Here is a 17,224-nt window from a genome sequence, read left to right on the forward strand (position 1 = left end):
AATGATAACAATTATCGTTATCATGCACATTCTCTTACAACACCGAACACTTTGAGATGATGCGATGAACAGGAATGGACGCTTTCGATTACACCCTCTGGCACTGCTACTGACCGCCACGCTGGCCGGGACGGCCAGTGCCGATGACGATACCGCCCCCGCCAGTGACGTGGAAGATGTGCTGCTGGTACAAAAAACAGCAGAACAGGAGTTAAAACAACAGCCTGGCGTTTCTATCATCACGGCAGAGGATATCGCGAAGAACCCGCCAGTGAACGATTTGTCCGACATCATCCGCAAAATGCCCGGCGTCAACCTGACCGGAAACAGTGCTAACGGCAGTCGGGGGAATAACCGTCAGATTGATATTCGCGGTATGGGCCCGGAAAACACCCTGATCCTGATTGACGGCGTGCCGGTCAGCTCGCGTAACTCCGTGCGTTACAGCTGGAAAGGCGAACGTGATACCCGTGGCGACAGCAACTGGGTACCAGCTGAAATGGTCGAGCGTATTGAAGTGCTGCGTGGCCCGGCCGCCGCCCGCTACGGATCCGGTGCCGCCGGTGGCGTGATCAATATTCACACCAAGCGCCCGACCAAAGACTGGCACGGTTCCCTGTCGCTGTTTACCAACCAGCCGGAAAACAGCAAAGAAGGTGACACCAAACGTGCCAACTTTAGCCTGAGCGGCCCGCTGGCGGGTGACGCGTTGACCATGCGCCTCTACGGTAACCTCAACAAAACCGACGCCGATGCCGCCGATATCAACCAGGCGCAAAACGGCGCGTATGCCGCGGGCCGTGAAGGGGTGCGTAACAAAGATATTAATGCGCTGGTTTCCTGGAAAATGACCCCCTCGCAGATCCTCGACTTCAGCTATGGCTACAGCCGCCAGGGCAATATCTACGCCGGAGATACCCAGTACAGCAATGGCAACATCAGCCCCGGTGGCCTGGTCGACTCGCTGTACGGTTCCGAGACGAATCGCCTGTACCGTCAGTCTTACGGCCTGACCCATAACGGCTTCTGGGAATGGGGCGATTCTAAGCTCGCCTTCAACTATGAAAAAACCAATAACACGCGCCTGAAAGAAGGTTCTACCGGACGCGTGGAAGGGATGATTAACAGCGACGAGTACAGCACCAGCCGACTGGAAAATTACCGTGCCAGCGCGGAAGCCAATATGCCGATGGACCGCTGGATTGAGCAGACCGTGACCCTCGGCGCTGAGTGGAATCACGAAAAGCTGGACGATAGCGCCTCCATGTCAGCCACCGATGCCAGTGGCGTGATCATTGGTGATATGTCGGGCGATCCCGCCGATCGCAGCAGCAAGAACAGCGCAACCACGGCCGCACTCTACGTCGAAGACAACATCCAGCCATGGGAAGGCACCTTCCTGATCCCGGGCCTGCGTTTTGATCACCACAGTGAATTCGGCAGTAACTTCAGCCCGAGTTTTAACTTCTCTCAGGACCTGGGTGAAGGGTTCAAACTGAAAGCCGGTATTGCGCGGGTGTTTAAAGCCCCGAACCTCTACCAGTCAAGCGAAGGCTACCTGCTGGCCACCCGGGGTAACGGCTGTCCTTCAGGCATTAACAATGGTGTCGGCTGCTACCTGTTGGGTAACACCAATCTGGACGCCGAAGTCAGCGTCAATAAAGAGCTGGGGCTGGAGTTTGCTGCCGATGGCTATACCGCGGGTGTGACCTGGTTCCGCAATGACTACAAAAATAAAATTGTCTCCGGCACCGAGCTGATTGGCACTGCCTCCGATGACAGGAATATCCTGCAATGGGAAAATGGTGGCAAAGCGCTGGTGGAAGGGCTGGAAGCCAGCCTGACGATCCCGGTGGTGCGTGATGTGCTCGACTGGCGGACTAATGCCACCTATATGCTGGAGTCGAAAGACAAAAAAACCGGCAACCCGCTGTCGATCATCCCTAAGTACACCATCAACTCGATGCTGGATTATCAGATTACCGATAAGTTCTCCACCGAGCTGAACTGGACGCTGTACGGACGCCAGAAGCCGCGTGAATTTGTGGAAAGCCGTCTGGAAGGGACAACCCCTATGTCCACGACCGAGATTGGTGCATATTCCATTGTCGGGCTGAATCTCAACTACAAGTTCACCAAAAACCTGAGTGTGAAAGGCGGCGTCAGCAACCTGTTTGATAAGCAGATTTACCGCGAAAATGACGGCGCTTCTACTTATAACGAACCGGGTCGCGCGTACTATGCGGGCGTAACGATGGGCTTCTGATAGCCGGTTTCAACAACACAGAGCAACACGGTTCCTGTGGGGGCTGACCTTTTGTTTCGGTCAGTCCCTTGGACCCATCCACGCCTTTCCTGAAACCTTCCCACTATTCCCCGCATTTTTTGACTTTGGACAAGGCTACCGTCAGTAGCCGTATGCCAAAAGATGAGAATGAGTATTATCTGATGATAACCTCACACGGGAATAACAATGATGATAGCCAATACGCTTACCCGCTTTAACCAGCTGCTCTCTCATCCTGATTTTGCCAAATTATTGCTGCGCCTGACGGTCGGCGGCCTGATGCTGTTCCACGGCTGGCATAAGCTGCATTCCGGCATTGGCGGCATTCAGGGCATGCTGGCCGCGCACGGGCTTCCGTCCTTCATCGGTTACGGCGTGCTGATCGGAGAAGTGGTGGCCCCGCTGCTGTTGATCTTCGGCATTCTCTGCCGCCTCTCAGCCCTGACAATCATTGGCACCATGGTGGTGGCGTGGCTGCTGGCAGGTCTTGGCGACACCTTCAGCCTGAGCCCGGTCGGAGCCTGGGCGATTGAGAGCATGGCTTTCTTTGCGTTCGCCTCACTGGCGATCCTGTTCCAGGGCGGCGGAAAATATTCGGTCGTCGGCCACAGCGCCTGGCGTTAATCGGGCCCTCTTCTGTTCAACGCATCCGCTGCGGGTGCGTTTTTTATCTCCCCCCTCTGACCTCACTTCTTCACCCAACATGGTCCTACCAATCGTAAAAAAACAGTCATCCCGGCCACAGAAAAGCAAAAATTGCGCAACAATCATTGTATTCAACTAACAAAATATTAACTATCAGCAGCTGTTAACCCCAGACAGCTGAATTGGTAGGACCATAATCAGCAGGGGGAGAAAAACTCTGGAGAACCCTGCATGCAACCCTGGCAACAAGTGTATGACCCGCTGAACAATATCTGGCTATCCAGCCTGATCGCCGCCATCCCTATCCTGTTTTTCTTCTTTGCGCTGATTAAGCTCAAGCTGAAAGGCTACCTCGCCGCCACCATCACCGTGGTGCTGGCGCTGATGGTGGCGCTGTTTCTTTACCGCATGCCGGTGGATCGCGCGCTGGCATCGGTGGTGTATGGCTTCTTCTACGGACTATGGCCGATTGCCTGGATTATTATCGCTGCTGTTTTTGTTTATAAAATTTCGGTGAAAACCGGGCAGTTCGATATTATTCGTGCCTCAATTTTGTCGATCACCCCCGATCAGCGCCTGCAGATGCTGATTGTCGGCTTCTCGTTCGGTGCTTTTCTTGAAGGGGCCGCCGGGTTCGGCGCACCGGTGGCGATCACCGCTGCGCTGCTGGTCGGCCTTGGTTTTAATCCACTGTATGCGGCGGGTCTGTGCCTGATCGTCAATACGGCCCCCGTGGCCTTCGGGGCAATGGGGATACCGATTATTGTTGCCGGGCAGGTCACAGGGCTGGACAGCTTTGAGATCGGCCAGATGGTTGGCCGCCAGCTGCCGTTCCTGACCATTATCGTGCTGTTCTGGATCATGGCGATCATGGATGGCTGGCGTGGGATTAAAGAGACCTGGCCTGCGGTGATGGTGGCCGGGGGATCGTTCGCCCTTGCCCAGTATCTCAGCTCTAACTTCCTCGGCCCTGAACTGCCGGACATCATCTCTTCGCTGGTGTCGCTGGTATGTCTGACGCTGTTCCTGCGCGTGTGGAAACCGGTGCGCATCTTCCGCTTTAAACCGGCGGATAATGCCCCTGAACAGCCACTGGTGGTGGAGAAATACCGCACCGGGCAGATTGTCCGCGCCTGGATGCCGTTCCTGTTCCTGACCGCCACCGTTACGCTGTGGAGTATTCCCCCGTTCAAGGCGCTGTTTGCACCTGGCGGTGCGTTGTACAACCTGGTGGTGAATATCCCCATCCCGTTCCTCGACAAGCTGGTGGCGAAGATGCCCCCCGTGGTCAACGCCATCACGCCTTACGCGGCGGTGTTTAAATTCGACTGGCTGTCGGCGACCGGTACCGCGATTATCGTGGCGGCGCTGATCTCCATCGTCTATCTGAAGATGAAACCTGCTGATGCCCTGTCGACGTTCCGCAGCACGCTGAAAGAACTGGCATTGCCCATCTACTCTATCGGCATGGTTCTGGCCTTCGCCTTTATTTCTAACTACTCCGGACTGTCAGCCACGCTGGCACTGGCGCTGGCCCATACCGGCCCTGCGTTCACCTTCTTCTCGCCGTTCCTCGGCTGGCTGGGCGTGTTCCTGACCGGGTCGGATACCTCGTCTAACGCCCTGTTTGCCGCCTTGCAGGCCACCACGGCGCAGCAGATTGGCGTGTCCGATCTGCTGCTGGTGGCAGCGAATACTACGGGCGGCGTGACCGGGAAGATGATCTCTCCGCAGTCGATTGCCATTGCCTGTGCGGCGGTGGGGCTGGTCGGGAAAGAGTCGGACCTGTTCCGCTTTACCGTGAAACACAGCCTGATCTTCACCTGTATGGTTGGGGTGATCACCACGCTACAGGCCTACGTGCTGACCTGGATGATCCCATGACCGCCTCAGGCTCACTGATCGATCGTCTGCGAACGCTGATCGCCGATCGCCAGCTGATGGCAGGCGCCCGCCTGCCATCCGAGCGTAAACTGGCGGATGAACTGACGGTGTCGCGATCCTCACTGCGTGAAGCCCTGAAAAAGCTGGTGGGTGAAGGGGTGCTGTTCAGCCGCCACGGCGGGGGATATTACCTGTGTGAAGCGCCGCCACCGTGGTCGGAACAGCGCATCGTCCAGCCGCTGAAAGCGCTGGTGGCAGATGATCCGGACTACCGTAACGATATTCTGGAAGCACGTCATGCCATCGAAGCCAGCACCGCCTGGTATGCGGCGCTGCGGGCGACCGATGCTGATAAAGAAAAGCTGCAGAGCTGTTTTGACGCCATCCAGCAGCAGGAGAGTCTGTCACCGGAGATGGCCACGCAGGCCGATGTGCGCTTTCATCTGGCGATTGCTGAAGCCTCGCATAACGTGGTGCTGTTACAGACCATGCGCGGCTTCTTCGATCTGCTGCAATCCTCCGTGGCACACAGCCGCCAGCGTATGTACACCGTACCGACGATTTTTGCTCACCTGACGGAGCAGCATGAAGAACTGCTGCTGGCGATCCTCGCGGGCGATGCGGAACGGGCCAGCCAGGCGGCGAAAAGTCACCTGGGTTTTGTGCAGACCACGCTCAAAACCCTGCATGAAAATGAAGCCCGGCAGCAGCGCAGCACTCGCCTGCCGGATGACGATACCGATGTCACAAGGGAAGAAAATCGATGATTATTTCAGCCGGAACCGACTACCGTGCCGCAGCCAAACGCATCCTGCCCCCGTTCCTGTTTCACTATATTGACGGTGGCGCTTACGCAGAACATACGCTGCGGCGTAACGTCGATGACCTGGCGCAGATCGCGCTAAAACAGCGTGTGCTGAACGATATGTCCACCCTCAGCCTGCAAACCACGCTGTTTAACGAAACACTGTCGATGCCGGTGGCGCTGGCCCCGGTCGGGCTGTGCGGGATGTATGCCCGCCGTGGTGAAGTGCAGGCAGCGAAAGCCGCCGCGGCGAAGGGTATTCCGTTTACCCTCTCCACCGTATCGGTGTGTCCGATTGAAGAGGTGGCCCCGGCGATCTCCCGCCCGATGTGGTTTCAGCTCTATGTACTGAAAGATCGCGGTTTTATGCGTAATGCGCTCGAGCGTGCCAAAGCCGCAGGCTGTTCCACGCTGGTGTTTACCGTGGATATGCCGACGCCTGGCGCGCGCTATCGCGATGCGCATTCGGGGATGAGCGGCCCGAACGCCGCCCTGCGCCGCTACTTGCAGTCCGTTACCCATCCGCAGTGGGCCTGGGACGTTGGGCTGCACGGCAAGCCGCATGACCTGGGTAATATCTCCGCCTATCTCGGGAAACCCACCGGGCTGGAAGATTATATTGGCTGGCTGGCGAATAACTTCGATCCCTCTATAAGCTGGAGCGATCTGGAGTGGATCCGCGAGTTCTGGGATGGCCCGATGATCATCAAAGGCATTCTCGATCCTGACGACGCGCGCGATGCGGTACGCTTCGGTGCCGACGGCATTGTGGTATCCAACCACGGCGGCCGTCAGCTGGACGGCGTGCTGTCAACGGCGCGTGCGCTGCCCGCCATTGCCGATGCGGTGAAAGGCGATATCGCCATTCTGGCCGACAGCGGCATCCGCAACGGGCTGGACGTGGTGCGGATGATGGCGCTGGGCGCGGATACCGTGTTGCTGGGCCGTGCGTATCTTTATGCGCTGGCAACAGCAGGTCAGGCTGGAGTGGAAAATCTGCTGACGTTGATCGAGAAAGAGATGCGCGTGGCGATGACGCTGACCGGCATGAAATCAGTGGCGGATATTTCGCGTTCGGCACTGGTGGAGAACGGATTGGGTTAAACTCAACTTAGCGCAAGGGCCGACCACTGAGAGATCCCCAGTCATTTTTTGTGGCTGCCAGTTTGGCTTCCGGTCTGAGGCCAGTTTGAGCACGCCGGATCGGCAAAACCCGCATCCTTGCGGGCCTCGGCTCGCGGCATCCCTGCCGCGTGACGTCCGGCTTACCTCAAGCTGGCCCCATCCCCGCAAAAACTGTGCTCGCGGTCAGTTTTAAAACCACCATCACATGACGCTCTAAGCGGGAAAGCGAAATGCCCTTGACGTTGACCTGAACAATCCTGCAGGCCATCGTCACAGGTCGATCAGAACAAATTATCGCAATATTATGGCAGCTTTGAAACCATAGGGAGCGCCATGAAAACTCAGTGGCTGCCCCGCCACACTTCTTGTCCATCTCAACAAAGCCCACCGTTGCCCACTGCTTTAGCTTCAACAGGTCAACTCCACTTTGCCTACGGGAAGCTCAATCATGAACGATGTGCACTATCTCAGCCTGTCAGAAGTCGGCCAGCGTATTCAGTCACGCGAACTCTCTTCCGTCGAGGTCACACAACACCTGCTCGCACGTATCGCCCGCCTCGACCCGACGCTGCACAGCTACCTGCATGTCATGAACGAAAGCGCACTGCAACAGGCGCAGCAGGCCGATGATGAGATTGCCCGGGGGCACTTCCGTGGCCCCTTGCACGGCGTTCCCATCGCCCTGAAAGATCTGATCTGGACCAAAGATGCCCCCACCACCCACGGTATGAGCATCCATAAAGATTTCTATCCGGCGGAAGACTCCACGGTCGTGGAACGGTTCCGGGCAGCCGGGGCGGTCATCTTAGGCAAGCTGGTACAGACAGAAAGCGCCTTTGCCGATCACCATCCCGAGGTCACCCATCCCATCAATCCCTGGGGAGAGGCGCTGTGGACCGGCGTGTCGTCCAGTGGGTCCGGTGTGGCCACCGCCGCCGGGCTGTGCTTTGGCGCGATAGGTACCGACACGGGCGGCTCCATTCGCTTCCCGTCCAGCGCCAATGGCCTGACGGGCATCAAACCGACCTGGGGCCGCGTCACCCGCCACGGTGCATTTGAACTGGCCGCGTCGCTTGACCATATCGGCCCGATGGCGCGTTCCGTCGCCGATGCCGCCGCCATGTTGCAGGCCATTGCCGGGCGCGATGAAAAAGACCCGACCTCCAGCACCCAGCCCGTTCCCGACTACCTGGCGCTGATGACCAAAGGGCTGAAAAAATGCCGCATCGGCCTCGACAGCGCCTGGGCGCTGGACGGTGTGGATGCCGAGACACGCAGCGCCCTGACTCAGGTGCTCACCACCCTGACCGCGCTGGGGGCAGAAATAGTCCCGATCACCATGCCAGACACCGATGAAGCGGCCCGTGACTGGAGCGCACTGTGCTCGGTAGAAACGGCCGTCGCTCATGAAAAAACCTTCCCGGCGCAGCGCGACCAGTACGGGCCAGGGCTGGCCGGATTACTCGACCTCGGCCACTCGCTGAGTGCGCTGGAGTACCAGAAGCTGTGGCTGCGCCGTGCCAGCCTGCGCGGCACCCTTAATGCGCTGTTTGAGCAGGTCGATCTGATCTTCGCCCCCGCCAACAGCTTTGCCGGGCTGACCTGGGAAACCATGGACCGCTTCGGCACCGACGACGAGCTGTTCCGGGGTGTGCTGCGCTTTACCAGCGCCTTTGACAGCAGCGGCCACCCGACTATCACCCTGCCCTGCGGCAAAACCGCCGCGGGTGCACCGATCGGCTTCCAGCTGGTCGCGGCCCACTTTGATGAAACCCGCGCCATCCAGGGCGGCTGGGCCTGGCAACAGGTGACCGAATGGCACCGGATGCACCCCGAACTGTAACCTGTCGCCCCGCTGCGGCGCACCCGCTCCCCGCGATGGTGCGCCCGGCTTTGCCCTTCTGCCATGCTGAAAAAATCCCTTTAACATCATCACGTTAAAAACCGTTAATTTTCTCTTTGTCCGCGCGTTATGGCCCTGTTTTTGCAGTATCAGTGATGAGTTCGCGAAGAATATTGCGCTGATGCCCGGTCACTCTGCGAGGAAAGAGCATGAAAGAGTATTTTTCCACTGAGGATTTTGAATCCCGCCACCGTTTTGATGCCTGGCGCGATGCCGTGTGTTCGCGGCTGATCAATGCCCGGGCACAGCAGACCCAGGCCACGGAGTTCTCGGGTAGTTTCACCTACAGCACACTGGCCGATGTTGATATTGCCAGCCATACCTCGCGCACTGCGCTGGTGTGGCAGCGCACCCCACAGTGCATCCGCCAGCACCCGGCCAGTGACTACTATATCGGGTTATTTCGTAGCGGTAGCGGTCAGCTGGAGCAGAATGGTCACCGCAGTACGGCGCAGTCAGGGGATATGGTGATTTATGATGCTGCACGGCCGTTTAACTTCGCCATGGATCAGGCCGCGATCAATATCATCCGCCTGCCGCGCACCGTGTTTGATCACAGCGCACCGGGGATTGATGCGCTTGCCGGTGTCAGGCTTGATGCCCATCGTCCGGGCGTCACCACCTTACGGCAGATGATGCTGGAAGCCTTCGACTACAACAGTGATACCGAGAGTGCCGGGCACACCGGGCAGTTTGCCAGCACGTTGTTTGAACTGATTGCCGCCGCCATTAACCTGCAAAAAAGCGATGCGTCAGGCAAACCGGATCTGTATGCCCGCATGGTCGCCTGGCTGAAGCAGAACCTGCATCAACAGCAGCTTTCGATTGCCAGCCTCGCCAGCGCCCACCACGTTTCCCCCCGCACCGTCAGCCGCCTGTTTGCCGCCCACGACAGTACGCCGATCGGCACGCTCTGGCAGCTGCGCCTGGTCGCCTGCCGCAAAGTGCTGCTGGAAGGACGGGCGCGCAGCATCACCGAAGTGGCGTTCGATCACGGCTTTAACGATATGTCACATTTCAGCCTGGCCTTCCGCAAGGCCTTTGGCTGTTCGCCCACCTCACTGATAAAAAAACGCAGCGTCAGCCTGCCTGGCGAGTGAGGTTCAGGCTGTCATCAATAATGCGGTCGGCCACCTGCTCCAGCGTACAACGTCGGTTCATCGCTTCAGAGCGCAGTAAACGGTGGGCGCTCCCTTCATCAAGATGGCGCTCACTCATCAGAAGCAGTTTGGCCCGGCTGAGTTTGGTGTGAAGAAACAGACGGCGCTGGCTTTGCGTCAGTTCCTGCTTCAGATGACGCAGCTGTTGCGCCACCTGCGCGCAGGCGTTTAGCTGTGCCGCCAGGGCGAACGGGTTAAGCGGTTCGGCGATGCTTGCCTGTGGGGAGAGTTCCAGCATCAGTGCCAGCGCGGCGAGATCCTGATAGTTCACCAGCGCTATCAGCGGCACTTCGCGCTCGCGCAGCGCCTGGCTCAGGGCCAGCAGCGCCGGGCGATAACGGCAATCGATGCGCACCACCACCACATCCGCCTGCGGCATCGGCTGTGCCAGCGGCCAGCAGTGCAACATTGTGCAGCCCAGCGCAACCAATTGCCCGGCAACGGCATCAATCTCGCGGTTGGCCGGATGCACCATGCACACCTTCAGGCCGTTTAACCCACCCAGCGTTGTATCAGTACCCATCGCATGCATTTCCCGTCAGTGCAGCACGACAACAGGCCGTACCATCATCAGAGAAGGTAACGCGTTGTGCTGTGCCACACTGTGCCGCGCAGGACGGGTATTATATTCAACGCGCCAGGGTTTGCGGGCAGACCGAAACAGAAGGTCATCCCTACGCTACATGGAACCCGATATGCTGTTCGGCAATCGCCTGCGCGCTGGTCTGGCGCGGGTCAATCACTTCAACAATCGCCCCCTTCTCAATCACATGAATACGGTCGGACAGCGCATAAAGGAACTCGATGTCCTGCTCAACCAGGATAATAGAAATATCCATTTCATGGCGCAGCACGCGTAGCGTCTCGATGATCTCCTCACAGATATTCGGCTGGATCCCTTCCGTTGGCTCATCCAGCAACACCAGCTGCGGTTCACCGCACAGGCAGCGGGCAAGCGCCAGCAACTGCTGCTCACCGCCGGACAGCGATCCGCCGGGCTGAGCCACCAGCCGCTTCAATCGCGGAAACAGCTCCAGCATCCGCTCCACCATCGGTGCCGCCTTGGCGAAGTTTTTCACACAGCCCATGCGCAGGTTTTCTTCCACCGTAAGCGTGGGAAAAATCTGCCGCCCCTGCGGCACAAAGCCAATGCCCGCCACCGCGCGCTGATGCGCCTCATAGCGGCTGATATCAATGCCGTTCAGCAACACCTGCCCCTGCCAGCCGGGCAGTTCGCCCATGATGGCGCGCAGCAGCGTGGTTTTCCCCATGCCGTTACGGCCCAGAATGCCAGTAAAGGCTTTGGCACCGACAAACAGATCAACGTTATGCAGCACCGGCACTTTGTCATAACCGGAAACCAGCCCTTTCAGTTCAAGCATGTTTGATCTCCGTATTTCCGAGGTAAGCTTCTTTGACCGCCGGGTTCTGCGTGACCTCGCGGAAGGTGCCTTCCGCCAGTACCTCCCCCTGGTTAAACACCGTCACCTGCTGAGCGATCATGCTGATAAATTCCATGTCATGCTCCACCACCACGACCGTGCTGTTGAGGTTGATCTCTTTGATAAGCTCGGCGGTTTTGCGCACTTCGTGCCAGGTCATCCCGGCGGCAGGCTCGTCCAGCAGCACCAGATCGGGTTTTGAAATCAGGATCATCCCCAGCTCCACCCATTGCCGCTGACCGTGCGACATCTCAGACAGCACCGTGTCGGCGCTGGCAACCAGATCGATCTGCTCCAGCACCTGGGCAATATGCTGCGGGATCTGCGCTTTCGGCAGTTTGACCGCTGCCGCCTGCCACAGATTTTCATAGACGCTTAAGCCCTCGAATACGCTGGGCACCTGGGTTTTAATTCCGATGCCGAGCCGGGCGATGGCCCAGGGTTTCAGGCCGGAGATGACCTGGTCGCGGTAACGGCACTCGCCGCGCGTAGGCAGCACCTGGCCACTCAGCATCTTGAAGAAGGTGCTCTTCCCCGCGCCGTTCGGCCCGATCAGGCAGCGTAGCTCGCCCTCACGCAGGGTAAAATCCACCTCTTTCACCGCATGGACGCCGCCAAAACTGACGCCCATTTTCGTTGTCTGCAGAATAATCCGGCTGTTCACAGTTTCACCTCCGACATCTCAGCATCCGCTTGTGGTCTGGCTTTACGCCGTATCAGCCGCTGTAAGGTAGGCAGCAGTCCACCAGGAATCAGCAGCACAAAGGCGGTGAGGATCACCCCCAGTACCAGATTGGTGTCGACGCTCTGCTGCGCCCCAAGCCGGGTCACCAGCCACTGCAACGCCACACAGCTGATCACCGGGCCGATTAAGGTGCCGCGCCCGCCGACAATCACCCAGATAATGATCTGCGCCGACTGGCTGATGCTGAAGACGCCGGGGCTGACGAATGCCCCCCAGTTGACGTACAGGCAGCCCGCCGCCCCGGCAATCGCACCGCCGATGGCAAAAGTGCCGAGCTTATGGGCCGGGACGTTATAGCCCAGCAGCCCAGCGCGCTGTTCGTTTTCACGGATCGCCACCACGGTTTTGCCAAAGCGGCTGGCCAGCGTCAGCTTCAGCAGCGCGTAACAGAGGATCAGGCAGAAACCGGTGACGGTGAAAATCGCTTCCGGCGACAGAATATCGTCGGGGCTGAACAGGCCGTTCAGCGTTGGCACGGATGGCATGCCGTTAAAACCGCCGAGCAGCGCTTCACCCAGGCGGTATTCGCTGCCGGAGGTGGAGTTCATCCAGTTAAACAGCACCAGGCTGACCGCCAGGGTGATCGCTCCCAGATAGACGTCGCTGACGCCGCCGTAAAAAATCACGTACCCCAGCAGTAGCGAGAACAGCGTTGGCACGACAATCGCTGCCACCACAGCCCAGGTGGAGTCGCCAAAGTTAATCGCACAGATAGCGTAGGTGTAAGCGCCAATACCGAAAAACGCCGCCTGACCGAAGCAGAGAATACCGCCGTAGCCCCAGATAAATGCCAGGCTGAGCGACAGGATCGCCATCACCAGAAATACCGTCAGCGACAGCAGCGTGTACAGCTCCAGCGCACCGGATAACCACAGCGTCACCCCCGCCGCCGGGATCACCACCAGCAGTGTTTTTACCCATTCAGGCCATGTTTTCATCACAGGGATCTCCGAAAGAAGCGACCAGTAATGCCCTGCGGCAACAGGCGCAGCAGAACAATGGCCGACAGCAGCAGCGCTACCGCACCAAACACCGGCGTAGACATAAAGGTGACCACCTGCGAAATAGAACCAAACAGCGTTGAGGAGGTGAGCGTTCCGGCAATGATCGCGCTACCGCCGCCGATCACGGTGATAAAGGCTTTGGCGATATAGCTGATGCCGATCGTCGGGATCACCCCGGTGATCGGCGCCAGCAGTGCCCCGCCGAGGCCGGAGAGCGCCGCCCCCAGACCAAAGGTCAGGCTGTAGATTTTTCCGGGGTTGGTGCCCAGCGCCGCTGCCATCCGTGCATTTTGCATGGTAGCGCGGGCGCACAGGCCGATGGTGGTGAACTTCAGCAGCAGCCACAGCGCCAGCATCAGGCACAGCGAGAAGCCGATCATAAACAGCGCATAACCGCTGGTATTCAGGCTGCCGATGGTCACGCCCCCAAGCGGGGAGCTGATGCCGAGCGTCGTATTGCCAAACACCATGGTTGCCGAGCCGATAATCGCCAGGCTCAACCCCCAGGTCGCCAGCATGGTGTCGATGATGCGCCCGTAGAGGTTACGGATGATCACCCGCTCCACCACGATGCCAAAGATCCCCACCACCAGCGGTGCCAGCACCAGCATGGAGATCCAGATCGGCACGCCCCACTGATTGGTCGCGAGGATCGCCACATAGCCCCCCAGCATCATAAATTCACCGTGTGCCATATTGACGATCTTCATCATGCCGAACACCACCGCCAGCCCAAGGCTCATGACAATCAGCGTGGCAATCGCGTTCAGCACTTCAACGCTGTAGATAATGATCCAGTCCATATTCCCTCCTTACAGCTGTATCTGATACTGCTTGGTGTCACGCGGATTCTTTTTCAGATCGCACACCATTGCAGTATCCAGCGGTGGCTGCTGCGCATAGGTTTCGAGGATCTGCATCTGGTGGTCTTTGACCTCCGCGATATGCACATCCAGCGTCAGATGATGGGTGCCCGCATCGACGGTCGCTTTACCGCTGGGTGAATCAATCGACAATCCGCTTTCCAGTGCTTCAATCACCTTCATCCGGTCGGTATCCCCCGCTTTTCTCACCCCTTCCGCCCATAGCAGGAAGCCCTGATAGGCGCCCATCGCCAGGTCGCTGACATAAGGGGCATTCGGGCCATACTTCTCTTTGAAACGCTTAACGAAGTCGATATTGGTCGGCTGGTTGATCTCCTGCATATAGTTGGCGCAGATCAGCATGCCGTTACTCTCTTCCGGCGAGAGAATGATGTGTTCATTACCGCTGCCGAAGCTGGTGGAGGTCATCGGGATTTTTCCGGTCATGCCTGCCGCGTGCCACTGGCGGTAGAACGACAGGTGCGCCCCGCCCACCAGCGCCGACCAGATAAAGTCCGGTTTCGCCGTCTGGATTTTCGAGATGGCGGCACCAAAGTCGGTGACGTCCAGCGGGAAGAATTCGACGGCCACGGTTTCCCCACCGTTATCGGCAACATACTTCTTCACCCAGGAGGAGATGATCTGGCCGTAGTTGTAGTCGGCCGCCAGGATGTAAACCTTTTTGCCCCACTTCTTCATCGCATAAGGCACCATCTTCTCAACGGTTTGCGCCGGGGTGGAGCCGGAGGAGAAGTAGTTACGGTCGCAGACACCGCCTTCATACTGCGCCGGGTAGAAATAGAGGGTGCGGAAGCGGTCGAGTACCGGGCGGATCACTTCGCGTGAAGCAGAGGTGATCCCGGCGTGTACCACGGCCACTTTATCTTTCAGCGCGGCCTGCTGTGCGTACTGCGCATAGAGCTGCATATTCGACTGCGCGTCATAGGTAATCATCTGCAACGGCCGCCCCAGCAGGCCGCCGCTGGCGTTAATTTCGGACGCCGCGAGGTTGATGGCATCGGCCATCGGTTTACCGTAAATATCCAGGCCGCCTGACAGGTCGAGAATGGTCGCCACTTTGATCGGGTTGTCGCCCGCGGCAAAGCTGAACTTCGGTAACCCCAGCGTTGCCATGCCGACTGCGGATGCCACACTGCCACTGATAAATGAACGCCGACTGATAGCCATAAACACTCCTGATGCTGTTTTTTAATTTATTTCCCCCACGGGAAGCCCTTCATGATCGCCATGAAAGAGAAAGGGGATGTTGGGATGGTTAACGTTGACTGACGCCATTGTCAGGCTAAAGGGTTAGCAGGATTAGCTAAGCAATTAACAGGCCAGGATTGCGGGGGCAGGCAGTACGCCGCGTGGGCACTGTCGGTGTGTTTATCAGAGCGATATATGCACTATCCTGGCACACAGCAATGTGCAGATATGGTGCATAACATATTGATTTAATTATTTATTGTTATGGCAGGCAGGTAACGGAGGTTGGCATTTTGAACACAGTGTTATGATGAAAAAGATGTTTTAAAATCATCATCGGCAAGCCCATCAGACCACTTAATCATGAATAAGAAGGCGTCATTTCCTCTTCTGCAACTGATGTTTTTTTGTTCATCCATATTGCAGAATGCTCCTCACAAAACTATAGTACTCAGTACCACAAGGAAAAGAGGCATTACAGCGTGGTGAACGATTATGGAAGAATCGAACCGTGGGTATTTATGTGACCAACCTTTTCGAAAGAAGCCTTAAGAAGCAAAATATCCCAGACACAACACTGTGCAAAATCGCTCAGGAAATTGTCAGCGGACTTTTCGATGCAGATTTAGGCGGAAATGTTTACAAAAAGCGCATCCCTTTACAGCGAGGCAAAAGCGGAGGGTCGCGCTCAATTGTTGCCTTCAGATTGGGCGAAAACCTATTTTTCATTGATGGCTGGATTAAAAGCGATGTCAGCAAACGCGGACAGAAAGAAATTCCAGATGATGATTTGGAAACCTATCGCGATATTGCTCACGATTTTCTCAGCATGTCAGCTCAGACTATTAATAAGGCAATAGAGACAGGCAGATTAAGAGAGGTACATTGTTATGAGCCGTCTTAAACAACTACAGGAAATGGCGCACAGTTTTAATGAAATAGGTGCCGTTTCAGATGAGACAGTGAAACGCCTGGATGCTCGCATCAGAGCGCAGGAAATTCGCGAAAAGTTGCCAAAAATCATGGTAATGGAAGGCAAAGATATCCGGGCGATGCGTGACCGTTTGGGGATCAGCCAGGCCGGACTTGCCTATACGATGAATATGACAGTAGCCAGCATCTCAAAATGGGAACGTGGAGAGAAAAAGCCAAATGGTGCCGCACTTCGCCTGTTAAACACCCTTGATCGTAAAGGGATTGAGGTTTTTGCGGAGTAACGTCGAGCTGAAAAGAAGGTGCACACCATCAACACGGCCGACCGGAAAAAAGAGCTGGCCCGTACGCCAACATCATCATGTCGTGGGGCTAGCTTCCCCGGTTCTCCCGACTCAGCCCCCGCCACACATCGCCACCCGCAGAGTATTCAGAATGTAGCGGATAAAAATAGCGGCTCTGCCACTGCTGTGTTTTGAGCGCCTGGCGCGACAGAGGTGTGACCCAGGGCGCGTAAACCCGCAGCGCACGCTTGCCGCCCACGCCCTGGCGGGAGAACACGCCCTGTTTCACCAGAATGTCGCCATCAAACAGAAAAATACCGCGGTTCTCCTCATCAAAAACGGCCACTATCACGGCGGCAATGTCCTGCTCGCTGTCCAGCGGGGCAATCTCATCACCCACGCCTGGCCGCTGCCATAGCGTGACAAACTGACCGACTTTCGTCGGGGTAGTACGCGCAACACGGAAAACCACGGTTTGATGATTGACCGACAGGCGGCAGGCTCCGTAGTCGGCACTTTCTGCCTCGCGCTGCGGCGCATGGGTCACGACCAGCCCGGCAGGCAGCAAAAGGTTTTCAATACACTCGCAGAGTTGCACTGGCAGCAGGCCGTTTGCCGGGTCGGTCTGCCAGGTCAATGGGTGGGTAACGGTATCAGACACAGATCACTCCCTGTTAAAAGCACGTATCAGTTAGGCACTCCGGCAATCACTTTAGTCGATTATGCCGTCAGTAAAACACCGATGGCAGCATCGTTCTGAAGATAATCCTTTTCCATTCCGGGTCACGTTGATCAGGCCGCTGTCCAGCGTTGGTACGGGGCGATCGGAAAAATGATCGCCCCCTACATCAGATCGAGATGCCGTGGAGGTTTTAAAATCCACAGCAAGCACTCTCTTGCGGGGATGGGGCCAGTCTGGAAAAAGGGTTGCCTTG

17 protein-coding genes are annotated in these 17,224 nt (G+C 57.3%); 9 read left to right on the forward strand and 8 right to left on the reverse strand.

Annotation, left to right across the window (positions count from 1 at the left end; all coding sequences use genetic code 11):
• The first annotated feature begins 64 nt into the window (after positions 1–64).
• The 5 genes from FY046_RS10290 (at position 65) to lldD (ending at position 6,725) form a co-directional block, all read left to right on the forward strand.
• Positions 65–2,266 carry a TonB-dependent siderophore receptor gene (locus FY046_RS10290; RefSeq protein ID WP_167863867.1) on the forward strand — a complete coding sequence of 734 codons (2,202 nt, stop codon included), beginning with the start codon at positions 65–67 and terminating at the stop codon, positions 2,264–2,266.
• A gap of 210 nt (positions 2,267–2,476) precedes the next feature.
• Positions 2,477–2,911, forward strand: coding sequence for a DoxX family protein (locus tag FY046_RS10295; protein WP_167863888.1), 435 nt, complete (start codon positions 2,477–2,479; stop codon positions 2,909–2,911).
• Positions 2,912–3,163: 252 nt separating this feature from the next.
• Positions 3,164–4,816 carry an L-lactate permease gene (lldP, locus tag FY046_RS10300; protein ID WP_133843623.1) on the forward strand — a complete coding sequence of 551 codons (1,653 nt, stop codon included), beginning with the start codon at positions 3,164–3,166 and terminating at the stop codon, positions 4,814–4,816.
• On the forward strand, positions 4,813–5,583 hold the full coding sequence (gene lldR, locus FY046_RS10305) for a transcriptional regulator LldR (RefSeq protein WP_133843625.1): 771 nt from the start codon (positions 4,813–4,815) through the stop codon (positions 5,581–5,583). The genes lldP and lldR overlap by 4 nt, the downstream gene beginning before the upstream one ends.
• Positions 5,580–6,725, forward strand: coding sequence for an FMN-dependent L-lactate dehydrogenase LldD (lldD, locus tag FY046_RS10310; RefSeq protein ID WP_159337394.1), 1,146 nt, complete (start codon positions 5,580–5,582; stop codon positions 6,723–6,725). The genes lldR and lldD overlap by 4 nt, the downstream gene beginning before the upstream one ends.
• A 166-nt stretch (positions 6,726–6,891) precedes the next feature.
• Here the strand turns inward: lldD and FY046_RS10315 are convergent, their stop codons facing one another.
• Positions 6,892–7,158, reverse strand: a complete 267-nt coding sequence (locus tag FY046_RS10315; RefSeq protein WP_133843629.1) for a hypothetical protein — start codon at positions 7,156–7,158, stop codon at positions 6,892–6,894.
• A gap of 36 nt (positions 7,159–7,194) precedes the next feature.
• Between FY046_RS10315 and FY046_RS10320 the strand changes: the two genes are divergently transcribed.
• Both FY046_RS10320 and FY046_RS10325 read left to right on the forward strand, forming a co-directional pair.
• Positions 7,195–8,589 (forward strand): amidase, encoded by a 1,395-nt coding sequence (locus FY046_RS10320; RefSeq protein WP_167863868.1) that lies wholly within the window; start codon positions 7,195–7,197, stop codon positions 8,587–8,589.
• A 209-nt stretch (positions 8,590–8,798) separates the two neighbouring features.
• Positions 8,799–9,749 (forward strand): helix-turn-helix domain-containing protein, encoded by a 951-nt coding sequence (locus FY046_RS10325; RefSeq protein ID WP_133843633.1) that lies wholly within the window; start codon positions 8,799–8,801, stop codon positions 9,747–9,749.
• Here the strand turns inward: FY046_RS10325 and FY046_RS10330 are convergent.
• The 6 genes from FY046_RS10330 to FY046_RS10355 all read right to left on the reverse strand — a co-directional run bounded on the left by FY046_RS10330 (position 9,730) and on the right by FY046_RS10355 (position 15,051).
• On the reverse strand, positions 9,730–10,332 hold the full coding sequence (locus FY046_RS10330) for an ANTAR domain-containing response regulator (RefSeq protein WP_167863869.1): 603 nt from the start codon (positions 10,330–10,332) through the stop codon (positions 9,730–9,732). The two genes, FY046_RS10325 and FY046_RS10330, sit on opposite strands and share 20 nt — an antisense overlap.
• 151 nt (positions 10,333–10,483) lie before the next feature.
• Entirely contained in the window at positions 10,484–11,191 is a 708-nt protein-coding gene (locus FY046_RS10335) for an ABC transporter ATP-binding protein (RefSeq protein WP_133843637.1), read from the reverse strand.
• The gene (locus tag FY046_RS10340) at positions 11,184–11,915 is read right to left on the reverse strand and encodes an ATP-binding cassette domain-containing protein (RefSeq protein ID WP_192933189.1); all 732 of its coding nucleotides are present in this window, start codon (positions 11,913–11,915) and stop codon (positions 11,184–11,186) included. The genes FY046_RS10335 and FY046_RS10340 overlap by 8 nt, the downstream gene beginning before the upstream one ends.
• Positions 11,912–12,934: a branched-chain amino acid ABC transporter permease gene (locus tag FY046_RS10345; protein WP_133843639.1), complete on the reverse strand. Its 1,023-nt coding sequence runs from the start codon at positions 12,932–12,934 to the stop codon at positions 11,912–11,914. Before FY046_RS10345 ends, FY046_RS10340 begins: the two co-directional genes overlap by 4 nt.
• Positions 12,934–13,803 carry a branched-chain amino acid ABC transporter permease gene (locus FY046_RS10350; RefSeq protein WP_133843641.1) on the reverse strand — a complete coding sequence of 290 codons (870 nt, stop codon included), beginning with the start codon at positions 13,801–13,803 and terminating at the stop codon, positions 12,934–12,936. The genes FY046_RS10345 and FY046_RS10350 overlap by 1 nt, the downstream gene beginning before the upstream one ends.
• A 9-nt stretch (positions 13,804–13,812) precedes the next feature.
• A complete protein-coding gene (locus FY046_RS10355; RefSeq protein ID WP_133843643.1) occupies positions 13,813–15,051 on the reverse strand; it encodes an urea ABC transporter substrate-binding protein in 1,239 nt (412 codons plus the stop codon).
• A gap of 532 nt (positions 15,052–15,583) precedes the next feature.
• Between FY046_RS10355 and FY046_RS10360 the strand changes: the two genes are divergently transcribed.
• Positions 15,584–15,976, forward strand: coding sequence for a type II toxin-antitoxin system RelE/ParE family toxin (locus FY046_RS10360; protein ID WP_242462129.1), 393 nt, complete (start codon positions 15,584–15,586; stop codon positions 15,974–15,976).
• A complete protein-coding gene (locus FY046_RS10365; RefSeq protein WP_238337068.1) occupies positions 15,963–16,289 on the forward strand; it encodes a helix-turn-helix domain-containing protein in 327 nt (108 codons plus the stop codon). Before FY046_RS10360 ends, FY046_RS10365 begins: the two co-directional genes overlap by 14 nt.
• A gap of 88 nt (positions 16,290–16,377) precedes the next feature.
• Here the strand turns inward: FY046_RS10365 and FY046_RS10370 are convergent, their stop codons facing one another.
• Positions 16,378–16,950, reverse strand: a complete 573-nt coding sequence (locus tag FY046_RS10370) for a MepB family protein (RefSeq protein ID WP_197931272.1) — start codon at positions 16,948–16,950, stop codon at positions 16,378–16,380.
• Positions 16,951–17,224 lie beyond the last annotated feature (274 nt).

This window comes from Erwinia sp. 1181_3 (assembly GCF_052824965.1).